This window comes from Microbacterium oleivorans (assembly GCF_013389665.1).
Taxonomy (GTDB): domain Bacteria; phylum Actinomycetota; class Actinomycetes; order Actinomycetales; family Microbacteriaceae; genus Microbacterium; species Microbacterium oleivorans_C.
The window spans coordinates 887628-901014 of sequence record NZ_CP058316.1 but is presented as its reverse complement, the minus strand read 5'-3'; the positions used below and the strand labels follow the sequence as shown (position 1 = coordinate 901014).

8 protein-coding genes are annotated in these 13387 nt (G+C 71.1%); 6 read left to right on the top strand and 2 right to left on the bottom strand.

The genetic code is table 11. The annotated features are described in order from the left end of the window. The first annotated feature begins 37 nt into the window (after positions 1-37). The 4 genes from pta (at position 38) to HW566_RS04405 (ending at position 6831) form a co-directional block, all read left to right on the top strand. Positions 38-2155, top strand: a complete 2118-nt coding sequence (gene pta, locus HW566_RS04420) for a phosphate acetyltransferase (RefSeq protein WP_178010755.1) — start codon at positions 38-40, stop codon at positions 2153-2155. Continuing rightward, complete coding sequence (locus tag HW566_RS04415) at positions 2152-3387, top strand: acetate/propionate family kinase (RefSeq protein ID WP_178010753.1); 1236 nt, start codon at positions 2152-2154, stop codon at positions 3385-3387. The genes pta and HW566_RS04415 overlap by 4 nt, the downstream gene beginning before the upstream one ends. Before the next feature lie 55 nt (positions 3388-3442). After that, on the top strand, positions 3443-4171 hold the full coding sequence (locus HW566_RS04410) for an HAD family hydrolase (protein WP_178010751.1): 729 nt from the start codon (positions 3443-3445) through the stop codon (positions 4169-4171). 74 nt (positions 4172-4245) lie between these two features. After that, positions 4246-6831, top strand: a complete 2586-nt coding sequence (locus HW566_RS04405) for a glycoside hydrolase family 65 protein (protein WP_178010749.1) — start codon at positions 4246-4248, stop codon at positions 6829-6831. On the opposite strand, the gene HW566_RS04400 is transcribed toward HW566_RS04405, so the two are convergent. Then, complete coding sequence (locus HW566_RS04400) at positions 6794-7909, bottom strand: NAD(P)-binding domain-containing protein (RefSeq protein WP_178010747.1); 1116 nt, start codon at positions 7907-7909, stop codon at positions 6794-6796. The two genes, HW566_RS04405 and HW566_RS04400, sit on opposite strands and share 38 nt — an antisense overlap. 226 nt (positions 7910-8135) lie before the next feature. Between HW566_RS04400 and HW566_RS04395 the strand changes: the two genes are divergently transcribed. Both HW566_RS04395 and recR read left to right on the top strand, forming a co-directional pair. Continuing rightward, positions 8136-10427: a DNA polymerase III subunit gamma and tau gene (locus tag HW566_RS04395; RefSeq protein WP_178010745.1), complete on the top strand. Its 2292-nt coding sequence runs from the start codon at positions 8136-8138 to the stop codon at positions 10425-10427. A gap of 3 nt (positions 10428-10430) precedes the next feature. Next, entirely contained in the window at positions 10431-11024 is a 594-nt protein-coding gene (gene recR, locus HW566_RS04390) for a recombination mediator RecR (RefSeq protein ID WP_178010743.1), read from the top strand. Positions 11025-11160: 136 nt separating this feature from the next. On the opposite strand, the gene HW566_RS04385 is transcribed toward recR, so the two are convergent. Further along, positions 11161-13302: a S9 family peptidase gene (locus HW566_RS04385; RefSeq protein ID WP_372955787.1), complete on the bottom strand. Its 2142-nt coding sequence runs from the start codon at positions 13300-13302 to the stop codon at positions 11161-11163. Positions 13303-13387: the final 85 nt, after the last annotated feature.

The window sequence follows — 13387 nt, the reverse complement described above, 5'->3', positions numbered from 1 at the left end:
GGTTCGTGGTCAGGCCTCTCCCTTTTAGGCTGGATCCGTGGCTCAGAGCATCTACATCACGTCCGCAGAAGGCCATTCCGCCAAGTCGATCATCGCGCTGGGGGTGCTCGAGGCGTTCAGCCGGGTCGCGCCGCGCGTCGGGGTCTTCCGGCCGATCGCCCGATCGACCGACGAACGCGACTACGTGCTCGAAATGCTTCTCGACCACGACGGGGTCGACCTGGCCTACGACGACTGCATCGGCGTGACCTACGACGACATGCGCAGCGATCCGGATGCCGCTCTCTCGCGCATCGTCGAGAGGTACAAGGCCGTCGAGGCGCAGTGCGACGCCGTGGTCATCATGGGCAGCGACTACACCGACGTCGGGTCGCCCGCCGAGCTCGGCTACAACGCCCGGATCGCCGTCAACCTCGGTGCCCCGGTGCTGCTCGTCCTCGGCGGGCGCGCCGGGCAGGGCGGAGGGGAGAAGCTCGGCTCGTCGTCGGCGCGCACCCCCGACGAGATGAGACAGATCGCCTCGCTCGCGGCGGCGGAGCTGCGCGACGACCGGGCCGAACTCTTCGCGGTGGTGGCCAACCGTGCCGACGGCGAGCGTCTCGACGAGATCGTCGAGGCCGTCCGCCACGCGGTGCCGCACGACGTGCCGGTGTGGGCCGTCCCCGAGGACCGCTTCCTCGTGTCGCCGTCGGTGCGCGGGGTGCTCGAGTCGGTCGAGGGCTCGCTCGTGAAGGGCGACGCCGAGCTGCTCGGTCGCGAAGTCCTGGGTGTGGTGATCGGCGCGATGTCGATGGTCAACGTCCTCCCGCGCCTGAGCGAGCGCTCCGTCGTGGTGATCCCCGCCGATCGGGCCGAGGTCCTGCTCGCGACGCTCCTCGCGCACGCCTCCGGGACCTTCCCCACGCTCTCGGCGATCGTCATCAACGGCGGGTTCCCTCTTCCCGAGCAGGTCGATCGGCTCATCGACGGCGTCGGGGCGACCTTGCCGATCATCGCCACCGACCTCGACACCTACGAGACCGCGGCGCGCATCATGAGCACGCGGGGGCGCCTCGCCGCCGACTCCCGGCGCCACTACGAGGCGGCAGTGACCCTGTTCGAGCGGCACATCGACACGGTGGAGCTCACCGAGGCCCTCGGCCTGGCCCGCTCCACCGTGCTCACCCCGCTGATGTTCGCCTACGGGCTCGTCGAGCGCGCCCGCACCGACCGGCGCCGGATCGTGCTGCCCGAGGGCGACGACGACCGCGTGCTGCATGCGGCATCCATCGTTCTCGCGCGCGGCATCGCCGACGTCACACTGCTGGGCGAGGAGATCGAGGTGCGCTCGCGCGCGCTCGAGCTCGGTCTCGACCTGCGTGGAGCCGAGATCCTCTCGCCCTTCGACGCGGTGCACGTCGACAAGTTCGCCCGCGAGTACGAGCGGCTGCGGGCCCACAAGGGCATGACCTACGGCCAGGCGGCGGATGCCGTGACCGACGTGTCGTACTTCGGAACGCTCATGGTGCATCTGGGGCTGGCCGACGGCATGGTCTCGGGTGCCGCGCACACCACGGCGCACACCATCCGCCCCGCCTTCGAGATCATCAAGACCAAGCCCGGTGTCTCGGTCGTCTCGAGCGTCTTCCTCATGGCGCTCGCCGACCGCGTGCTCGTCTACGGCGACTGCGCGGTGATCCCGGATCCCACGAGCGAGCAGCTCGCCGACATCGCGGTGTCGTCGGCCGAGACGGCGCGCCAGTTCGGCATCGACCCGCGCGTGGCGATGCTGTCGTACTCGACGGGGGAGTCCGGTTCGGGCGCCGACGTCGAGAAGGTGCGGGAGGCGACCGCGCTGGTGCGCGAGCGCGCGCCCGAGCTCTTGGTCGAAGGTCCGATCCAGTACGACGCCGCCGCCGACGCCGCGGTGGCGGCCAAGAAGATGCCCGGCTCGTCGGTCGCGGGCAAGGCGACGGTCTTCGTCTTCCCCGACCTGAACACCGGCAACAACACCTACAAAGCCGTCCAGCGCTCGGCAGGCGCGATCGCGATCGGACCGGTCCTGCAGGGCCTGAACAAGCCCATCAACGACCTCTCGCGCGGTGCCTTGGTCGAGGACATCGTCAACACCATCGCCATCACGGCGATCCAGGCCCAGGGAGGGGCAACCGCATGAGCATCGTGCTCGTCATCAACAGCGGCTCGTCGTCGTTCAAGTACCAGCTGATCGACGCCGCCACGGGTGCCCCGCACGCGTCGGGTCTCGTCGAGCGCATCGGCCAGGAGAAGGGCCGCGTCAAGCACACGGTCTTCTTCGCCGGCACGGCGGCGACCGGAGCCGATGCCGCCGTGACCGCGACCGACGCGACCCACGAGCGCGAACTGCCGATCGCCGACCACACGGCCGGCTTCCAGCTCATGCTCGACGCCTTCGCCGAGAACGGGCCGTCGCTCGAGCGGTTCGCGCCCGTCGCCGTCGGGCACCGCGTCGTGCACGGCGGCGCGCGATTCTTCGAGCCCACGCTCATCACGCCGCTCGTCGAGATCAACATCGACGAGCTGTCCGTGCTGGCGCCGCTGCACAACCCCGGCGCGCTGCAGGGCATCCGGGCGGCCAAGGCCGCATTCGGCGATCTTCCCCACGTCGCCGTGTTCGACACGGCCTTCCACCAGACGATGCCGCCCGCCGCCTACACCTACGCCATCGACGCCGAGCTCGCCGAGGCGCATCGCGTGCGCCGCTACGGCTTCCACGGCACCTCGCACAAGTTCGTCGCCGAGGCCGCGGCGGCTCACCTCGGGCGGCCGGTCGACGAGTTGCGCCAGATCGTGTTCCATCTCGGGAACGGCGCGTCGGTCACCGCGATCGACCGCGGCCGCTCCGTCGACACCTCGATGGGGCTCACCCCGCTCGAGGGGCTGGTGATGGGCACCCGGTCGGGCGACCTCGACCCCGCGGTGATCTTCCACCTGGCGCGGCGTGCCGAGATGACCATCCCGCAGCTCGACGACCTGCTGAACAAGCGCTCCGGCATGCTGGGCCTGGCCGGCGTGTCGGACATGCGCGACATCGAGGACGGCGTGCAGCGAGGCGATGAGAAGGCGACCCTCGCGTTCGAGGTCTACGCGCACCGGCTGCGCGCATACGCCGGCGCCTACCTGGCGCAGCTCGGCGGCGCCGACGTGATCTCGTTCACCGCGGGTGTCGGCGAGAACTCGCCGATGGTGCGTGCCGCCGCCCTCGAGACGCTGGGCTTCGCGGGCGTCGAGATCGACCCCGTACGCAACGAGGAGCGTGGACGCGGCATCCGGCGGATCTCCACGGACGCGTCGCGCGTGAGCGTCCTCGTCGTTCCCACCGACGAGGAGCTCGAGATCGCGCGCCAGACGCTGGCCGTGACATCCTGACCGCGTCCCGGCCGATGCGTCCGATGCCGGCCCTCCATGTCATTACGCTGGTTCCGTGACCGCGGCTCAGCTACCCGACCTGACCACCTACGACGGCGTGCTCTTCGATCTCGACGGCGTGCTCACCCCGACCGCCGAGGTGCACATGCGCGCCTGGCAGACGATGTTCACCGAGCTCTTCACCGCCTGGGACATCACTCCGCCGTACGAGCCGGACGACTACTTCCGCCACCTCGACGGCAAGAAGCGCTACGACGGGGTCGCGAGCCTGCTGCGGTCGCGCGACGTCGAGGTGCCGTGGGGCGATCCGAGCGATGACCCGTCCGCCGACACGATCTGCGGCATCGGCAACCGCAAGAACGCGGTGTTCGAGCGCGTGCTCCGCGCCGAGGGCATCGAGCCCTACGCCGGCTCGGTCGCGCTGATCGACAAGCTCGAGGCCGCCGGCATCCCGATCGCCGTGGTGTCGAGCTCGAAGAACGCGCGCGAGGTCCTCACCGTCGCCGGGCTTCTCGACCGCTTCCCCGTGATCATGGACGGGGTCGTCGCCGAGGAGCGTCACCTGCCCTCCAAGCCCGCCCCCGACGTCTTCGCCGAGGGCGCGCGGATGCTGGGCGTCGACCCGGCCCGTTCGGTGGCCGTCGAGGACGCGCACTCGGGTGTCGAGTCGGCCGTCGCGGCAGGCTACGCTCTCGTGGTCGGCGTCGATCGCGGTGCCGGTGCCGACGCGCTGCGCGCGCGCGGAGCCCACGTCGTCGTCGACGATCTCGACGCCTTCGTCTGACCCTCCCGAACACCCGCCCGTCCCCGCACCGCGCGCCTCCCGAGCCGCGGCGCCCCATCCTCCGGAAGGCCGCCATGATCGATCGCGATCGCTTCCCCGTCGACCCCTGGCGACTCGTCGAGAAGAAGTTCTCGATCGACGACATCGGCGTCACCGAGACGCTCTTCGCCGTCGGCAACGGCTATCTCGGCCTGCGCGGGAACCACCCCGAGGGGCGTCACGCCCATGAGCACGGGACGTTCATCAACGGTTTCCACGAGATCTTCCCGATCCGTCACGCCGAGCAGGCCTACGGCTTCGCCGAGGTCGGCCAGACCATCATCAACGCCCCCGACGCGAAGGTCATGCGCGTCTACGTCGACGACGAGCCGTTGGCCCTCGACGTCGCCGACGTCCGCGACTACGAGCGCGTGCTCGACATGCGCACGGGTGTCCTGACGCGCAACCTGCGCTGGGTCACGCCGAGCGGCAAGGAGGTGCAGGTCGACTTCGAGCGTCTCGTGTCGTTCGAGCAGAAGCACCTCGCGATCATGCGGCTGACGGTCACGGTGCTCAACTCCGACGCGCCGGTCACCGTCAGCTGCCAGATCGTCAATCGCCAGGACGGCGAGGACGTCTACGGAGGCTCGGCCCCGAACCGCGCGAAGGCCGGGTTCGATCCCCGTAAGACGGAGAAGATCGAGGAGCGTGTGCTCCAGCCGCAGGAGTTCTGGCAGGACGAGGACGGCCGTGCCGTGCTGTCGTACAAGGCCACGAACTCGGGCATGACCGTCTCGGTGGTGGCCGACCATCTCATCGACACCGAGAACGAGTACTCCGCCCGGCGCCTGGTCGAGCCCGACATCGCCAAGAACGTCTTCCGCGTCCACGCCAAGCAGGGCGTGCCGGTGACGGTGACGAAGCTCGTCAGCTACCACACGTCCCGCGGCGTGCCCGCGCGCGAGCTGGTCGACCGCGGCCGCCGCGTGCTCGACCGCATCCGTGACGAGGGTGTCGACGCCCAGTTCGAGCGCCAGGCCGCGTGGTGCGCGGACTTCTGGCGGCGCTCCGACGTGCGCATCGCCGGCCACGACGACCTGCAGCAGGCGACGCGCTGGTGCCTGTTCCAGCTCGCCCAGGCGGCGGCACGCGCGGACGGCCAGGGCGTGCCGGCCAAGGGCGTCTCGGGATCGGGCTACAGCGGTCACTACTTCTGGGACACCGAGGTCTACGTGCTGCCCTTCCTGGCGTACACGACGCCGCTCTGGGCCCGCAACGCGCTGCGCATGCGCCACCTCATGCTCCCTGCGGCGCGCCGCCGCGCGCGTCAGCTGAACGAGGCCGGGGCGCTCTTCCCGTGGCGCACCATCAACGGCGAGGAGGCGTCGGCGTACTACGCCGCCGGCACCGCGCAGTACCACATCAACGCCGACGTGAGCTTCGCGCTGGCCAAGTACGTCCGCGCTACCGGGGACGTCGACTTCCTCTACCGGGAAGCGGTCGACATCGCCGTCGAGACGGCCCGGCTGTGGTCGACCCTCGGGTTCTGGCGCTTCGGCGACGACGGCGACGCCGAGTCGTTCAACATCCACGGCGTCACCGGTCCGGACGAGTACACGACCGTCGTCAACGACAACCTCTTCACCAACGTCATGGCGCGTTTCAACCTGCGCTTCGCGGCGCGCACCGTGCGCGACATGGCCGAGGAGGCCCCCGAGGCCTACCGCGCACTGACGGAACGGCTCGGTCTCGACCCGGGCGAGGCGGACGCCTGGGAGCGGGCGGCCGAGGCCATGCACATCCCCTTCAGCGACTCGCTGCGCATCCACCCGCAGGATGCCGTCTTCCTCGAGCGCGAGGTGTGGGACCTCGAGAACACTCCCGACAGCCAGCGACCGCTGCTGCTGCACTTCCACCCGCTGGTGATCTACCGGTACCAGGTGCTCAAGCAGGCCGACGTGGTGCTCGCGCTGTTCCTGCAGGGCAATCACTTCAGCGATGAGGAGAAGCTGGCCGACTTCGAGTACTACGACGCGCTGACCACCGGCGACTCGACGCTCTCGGGCGTCGTGCAGTCGATCCTCGCGGCCGAGGTGGGCTACCAGGACCTGGCGCTGGAGTACTTCCTCGCGTCGATCTACGTCGACCTCGGCGACCTGCACAGCAACGCCGCGGACGGCGTGCACGTCGCCTCGGCCGGCGGCGTGTGGACGGCGCTCGTCTCGGGCTTCGGCGGCATGCGCGACCACTACGGCGCACTCAGCTTCGATCCGCGCCTGCCGCGGGACTGGCCCTCGCTCGAGTACACGCTGCACTGGCAGGGCACGCGGCTCGACATCGTCCTGACCGCCGAGGCCATGACCGTCACCGCCGGCGAGGGGGACGCTGTCGACTTCTCCGTGCGCGGCCGCGACGTCCGCGTCGCGGGTGGAGCCACCGTCACCGTGCCGCTGGCCGGTCAGGGACCGCTGCTGTCGGGGCGTCCGTCGCTCCGGCAGGTCTCGGAGTCGCGCCGGGACGACGGCTCGCTGCTGTCGGCATCCGTGCCCGTCTCCACGGTCACGACCTCGATCCCGACGGTCACGACCGAGATCCCCGCCATCACCGGCGAGATCCCCGTCGTCCAGGACTACGAGCAGACCTTCAACGGACTGCAGACGAACGTAGGCGTGGACTCCTGACGCTCTCACCCGGGTCGGATGCGATGGCGCGTACGGCGTCGCGTCCGGCCCGGTTGGCGCCGACGGTCGACTGCGACGGCCCGTAGCCGATCAGGAACAGGCGAGGATCGTCGAGCGAACGGCCGTTCGCGACGCGGATGCCGCCCGCCGCCGTCCGCAGCCCGAGCGGCGCGAGGTGGGGGATGTCGGCGCGGAACCCGGTGGCCCAGAGGATGACGTCGGCGTGCTCGAGCCGTCCGTCCGGCATCCGCACGCCGTCGGGCTCGATCCGGTCGAACATCGGATGCCGCACCAGCACCCCGCGAGCCTGGGCGGACTCCGCCCACCGGTTCCAGTGCAGGCCCGTCACCGAGATGACGCTCCCCGGCGGGAGCCCCTGCCGAACGCGTTCCTCGACACCCGCGATCGCGGCGATCCGGGCGGCGGTGTCGAAGCCGCCGGCGTCCCAGCGCAGTTCGTCGCGCGTGACCCAGAACGTCTCGGCGACACGCGAGATCTCGTCGAGCAGCTGGATCGCCGAGATGCCGGCCCCGACGATCACGACGCGCTGTCCGGCGAACTCCTCGGCCGAGACGTAGTCATGCACGTGCAGCTGGCGACCTCGGAACGTCCCGGCCCCGGGGTAGCGCGGCCAGAACGGCCGCCGCCACGTGCCGGTGGCGTTGACGACCCAGCGCGCCGACCATGACCCGCTGCCGGTGACCACCCGGAGGCGGCCCCGCGGATCGGCATCCTCCCGCTCGACGCTCGCGACCCGGACGGGGCGGCGCACACTCAGGTCGAAGCGCCGCTCGTACTCGTCGAAGTACGCCGGCAGCACATCGCGGGCCGATGCGCGCGGGCCGGCCGGGGGCACCGCGAAGCCCGGCAGCTCGTGGATGCCGTTGACCGTCTCCATCCGAAGCGATTCCCACCGGTGCTGCCACGCACCGCCGGGGGAGTCTTCGGCGTCGAGGACCACGAAGCTCCGCGTCGCAGCCGGGTCGGGCTCGAACCCGCGACGCCGCAGGTGATAGGCCGCTGACAGCCCGGCCTGCCCGGCCCCGACGACCACGACATCGACCCGCGCGGCATCCATGCCCCCTGCAACCCCCCTCCGCTCGAGAATGTTCCTCCCTCGGGGCCAGGGCCGGGGTCGTGCCCGCGCCGAATGCGGCGGGTGTGCTGGGTTGGGGGTGGGTGTTGTGGGTGGGGGTGCCACCTTCTTGCGGGGGGCGGATGCGGTGGGGCTCGGCGCCACCGGGGTTGGGGGCGACGGGGATGCGGGCGGGGCTGGTGTCGGCGGTACGCCGTAGTCTGTGTGGGTGACCACCGCCCTCTACCGCCGCTACCGACCCGAAGCGTTCGGCGAGATGATCGGCCAGTCGCAGGTGACCGAACCCCTGATGACAGCGCTTCGCTCCGACCGCGTCGGCCACGCCTATCTCTTCTCCGGCCCGCGCGGGTGCGGCAAGACCACCTCGGCGCGCATCCTGGCCCGCTGCCTCAACTGCGCTCAGGGCCCGACCGACACCCCGTGCGGCACGTGCGACAGCTGCGTCGAGCTCAGCCGCGGCGGCGGCGGTTCGCTCGACGTCGTCGAGATCGACGCGGCATCCCACAACGGCGTCGACGATGCGCGCGACCTCCGCGAGCGGGCCGTCTTCGCCCCGGCGCGAGACCGCTTCAAGATCTTCATCCTCGACGAGGCCCACATGGTCACGGCGCAGGGCTTCAACGCCCTGCTCAAGCTCGTCGAAGAGCCGCCGGCGCATGTGAAGTTCATCTTCGCGACGACCGAGCCCGAGAAGGTCATCGGCACGATCCGCTCGCGCACCCACCACTACCCGTTCCGGCTCGTCGCGCCGGCGGCGATGCTCGAGTACGTCGAACAGCTCTGCGCGCAGGAGGCTGTGACGGTCGAGGCGGGCGTGCTTCCGCTGGTCGTGCGCGCCGGCGGCGGGTCTCCGCGTGACACCCTCTCGCTGCTCGACCAGCTGATCGCGGGTTCCGACGACGGCGCGGTCGCGTACGAGCGTGCCGTCTCGCTCCTCGGCTACACCCATGCCGAGCTGCTCGACGAGGTGGTGGGCGCCTTCGGTGCCGTCGACGCGGCCGCGGCCTTCGCGGCGGTCGATCGCGTCATCCAGACCGGCCAGGACCCGCGGCGGTTCGTCGATGATCTCCTCGAACGCCTCCGTGACCTCATCATCGTCTCGGCGACCGGGCAGGGCGCGTCCGCCGTGCTCCGAGGCGTCTCGGCCGACGAGCTCGAACGCATGGACCGGCAGGCCGCCCTCTTCGGCACCGACCGTCTCTCGCGCACCGCCGATCTCGTCGTCGCCGCACTCGACGAGATGTCCGGCGCGACGTCGCCGCGTCTGCAGCTCGAGCTGCTCGTCGCCCGCGTGCTCGCCGCGGCGAACCACGCCGTGCCTGCGTCGACCGGTGCTCCGATCGCCGCGGCGCCGGCATCGCCGGCCGCGCCCGCGCAGCCCTCCGTGGCCTCTCGCACGGTCACGCCCGAAGCCGATCGAGCCGTGCCGCCGCGTGCCGCGGCTCCTGCTGCCGCCGCGTCCGCCGCCCCCGGCCCGGCGGCATCCGGGTCCCCCGTGGCGGAACGCGAAGGCGCCCGGTCCCCTTCGCCGGGAGCACCGACACCCGCCGCTGCGTCCTCGACACCGGCCACCGCCTCCTCGGCGCCCGGGGCCACCGCGTCTGCGGAGCCCCGCGATCCCGCGACAGTCACGCTCGCCCAGATGCGCGATGCATGGCCCGAGGTGCTGCAGCGCCTGGAGTCGATCAGCCGCACCTCGTGGATGATCGGGTCGGTCGCGTCCCCCGTCGGGTTCTCCGAGACCGGCGTGCTCACGCTGTCGTTCCAGAGCCATTCCGACGTCCTGCAGTTCAAGAGGCTCAACGCGGGCAAGGGTCCGAGCGAAGACCTGCGCTCGGCGATCCTCGCGATCCTCGGGGTACGGGTGAAGTACGTCGCCCGCCACGACTCCGACCCCGGGGGCGGACCCGCGCCCGGCGGCCCGGCCCCGAGCGCTCCCAGCGGGCGCCCGGGAGGGGAGGCCCGCTCGGAGCCGGCACAGCCTCCGGCGGGTCGCCCGACCGCATCCGGTTCGTCGCCGGCGGGGGGACCGAAGGGCAACGCCTCGTCCGCGACGGCCTACGCCGCGCCCGTGACGGAGTGGGCCGTCGCGCCGATCCCGCAGGCGGATCCGGTCGCGCAGCTCGCCGTCGACGACGAGCCCGAGGATGCCGTCGCCGCACCCGTGCGCACACTCACAGCGCCTCATGACGGCGACGTCGACCGGTACCCCGATCCGATCCCGCCCATCGACGAGGAGGACCGCGACGACCCGCCGCCGCCTGTCGACGAGTACGCGCCGGTTCCGCCGCGGGCTCCCGTCGCCGTCGAACGGTCGATGCCGCGAGATGCGGCGCCCGTCCGCTCGCCGTCGCCGCGCCCGTCCGCCGCTGCGGATCGTTCGGCGACGCCCCCGGCGCGCGGGGGCATCGAACGCTATGGCGAGGCGGTCGTCCGGCAGATGCTGGGCGCGACCTTCGTGCGCGAAGAGCCCTTCACCTCACCCACGAGATTCGGGTAGCCCATGTACGACGGCATCGTCCAGGACCTCATCGACGAGTTCGGCCGGCTCCCGGGCATCGGCCCCAAGTCGGCTCAGCGCATCGCGTTCCACATCTTGCAGACCCCGACCTTCGACGTCTCCAAGCTCTCGCACCTTCTGGGCGAGCTTCGCGAGCGTGTCCGGTTCTGCGAGCTGTGCGGCAACGTCTCCGAACAGGACCGTTGCGCCATCTGCCGCGACCCGCGGCGCGACACCGCCTTCATCTGCGTCGTCGAGGACGCCAAGGATGTCGCCGCGATCGAGCGCACGCGCGAGTTCCGCGGCCTGTATCACGTGCTGGGCGGTGCGATCAGCCCGATCGCGGGCGTCGGGCCCGACGACCTGCGGATCACCCAGCTCATGCAGCGTCTCGCCGACGGCACCGTGCAAGAGGTCATCCTCGCCACCAACCCGAATCTCGAGGGGGAGGCGACGGCCACCTATCTCAGTCGGCTCCTCACGACGCTCGAGATCCGCGTCACGCGCCTCGCCTCGGGTCTGCCCGTCGGCGGCGACCTCGAGTACGCCGACGAGGTCACCCTCGGCCGCGCCTTCGAGGGCCGCCGCCAGCTCTGACCTCACGCGCGGGCACCCCGAGTGCACGGCATCGCGCCGAGCGCACGGCTCATCCGCGAAGGGAGTCCGTGCGCTCGGCGTCAACCCGTGCGCTCGGCGTCAACCCGTGCGCTCGGCCTCGGGCTGAGGGTGGGGGTCAGGCCGTTTCTTCGGCGAGGCCGACGACATCGAGCAGCCAGGCGAGCTCGAACGCCCGCTCGCGCCACGAGTTGTAGCGGCCGCTCACGCCGCCGTGGCCCGCCGACATCTCGCACTTGAGCATCACGTCGGCACCGACCTCGCGCAGGCGCGCGACCCACTTCGCCGGCTCGACGTACATCACCCGGGTGTCGTTGAGCGAGGTGACCGCGAGGATGCGCGGGTAGTCCGCTCCCTCGCGCACGTTCTCGTACGGCGAGTACGACTTCATGTACGCATAGACCTCGGGGTCGTGCAGCGGGTCGCCCCACTCGTCCCACTCGATCACGGTGAGCGGAAGCGAGGGGTCGAGGATCGTCGTCAGAGCGTCGACGAACGGCACCGCCGCCAGAACTCCCGCGAACAGCTCGGGCGCAAGGTTCGCGACGGCGCCCATGAGCAGTCCGCCGGCGGATCCGCCCTCGGCCACGAGCCGATCGGGCGCCGTGTAGCCGGACTCGACGAGGTGCCGCGCGACGGCGACGAAGTCGGTGAAGGTGTTGCGCTTGTGCAGCAGCTTGCCCTCCTCGTACCACTGGCGTCCCATCTCGCCGCCGCCGCGCACGTGTGCGACGGCGAACACGACGCCGCGATCGAGGAGCGAGAGCCGCGCGACCGACATCGCCGGATCGATGGAGTGCTCGTACGACCCGTAGCCGTACAGGTGCAGCGCCCGCGACTGGGCGTCGGAGGTGGCGCCGGGGTCGCCGAACGATCGCTTCCAGACGACCGACACCGGGATGCGCGTGCCGTCGTCGGCGATGGCCCACACGCGCCGTTGGTCGTAGTCCTCGGGGTCGTAGCCGCCGAGGACCGGCTGCCGCTTGCGGAGCAGCAGCTCACCGGTGGCGACGACGTAGTCGAAGACCGTGCCGGGGGTCACGAACGACCCGTAACCCACGCGGATGACCGGCGGCGCCCACTCCGGGTTCCCGCCCGACCCGACGGTGTAGAGCGGCTCGGGGAACGCGAGCTCGGCCACCGACCCCGCCGAATAGTCGAAGACCCCCAGCCGCTGCAGGCCCTCGCGCCGGTACCCCAGCAGCGCCCAATCGCGGAAGGCGGAGAGGCCTTCCAGACGCCGTCCGGGCTCATGCGCGAGCACGACCTCGCGCTCACCGGTCGGGTCGGACACCGAGACGCGGACGAGCTCGAAGTCGAGGGCGCCGTCGTTGTGCAGGATGTAGAGCACGTCCTCGCCGTCGACCACGGCATGCGAGGCCGAGTACTCGACGCCCTCGCGCCGGGGCCATACGGACCGCGGCTCGCTGCGCAGGTCGTCGGCGGGCACCAGGAGCTCCTCGCTCGTGATCGACGACCCCACCTCGATGACGAGATACCGGTCGCTGCGGGTGAACCCCGCTCCCACCCAGTAGCGCTCGTCGGGCTCGTGGAAGAGGCGCTCGTCGGTCGCCGGGTCGGTGCCGATCTCGTGCAGCCACACCGAGTCCGGGCGCCACGCGTCGTCGACGGTGGAATAGACCACGAAGCGCCCGTCGGGCGAGATGGAGGCGCCCGCGAAGGTGCCGGGGATCTCATCGGGGAGGTTCTCGCCCGTCGCGACGTCCCGCAGCCGGAGGGTGTATCGCTCGTCGCCTTCGGTGTCGACGCCGTACAGCAGCAGCGACCCGTCGCTGGACACCTCGAAGCTGCCGAGCGAGAAGAACTCCGACCCCTCGGCCTCCCGGTTGCCGTCGAGCAGGATCTGCTCGCCCGGAACGTCCGCCCCCGGCTCGAGCTGCGGCGGAGTCCAGTCGTCGGGTGAGGAGAGCGGCGCGCGGCAGTGGATGCCGTACTGGCTGCCCTCGACGGTGCGGCTGTAGTACCACCATTCGCCGCGTCGGGTGGGCACCGAGAGGTCGGTCTCGAGCGTGCGTCCCTTGATCTCTTCGAAGATCCGCTCGCGCAGTCCGGCCAGGTGCGCGGTGCGTGCGTCGGTGTAGGCGTTCTCGGCCTCCAGGTGGGCGATGACCTCGGCGTCGTCCTTCTGGCGCAGCCATTCGTACCGGTCGACGACCTCGTCGCCGTGGTGCGAGCGGCGGTGCTCGCGCGCGGGAGCGATCGGAGCGGACGGCGGGAGGATGTCGCGGTTGTCGGTCACCGTCCCACGCTAGCGCCGAGATCGGCTCGCCCGGTCGATCGGATTCCCGGTCGAGGCGATGGTGTGGCAGGATTCGATGGTCCGG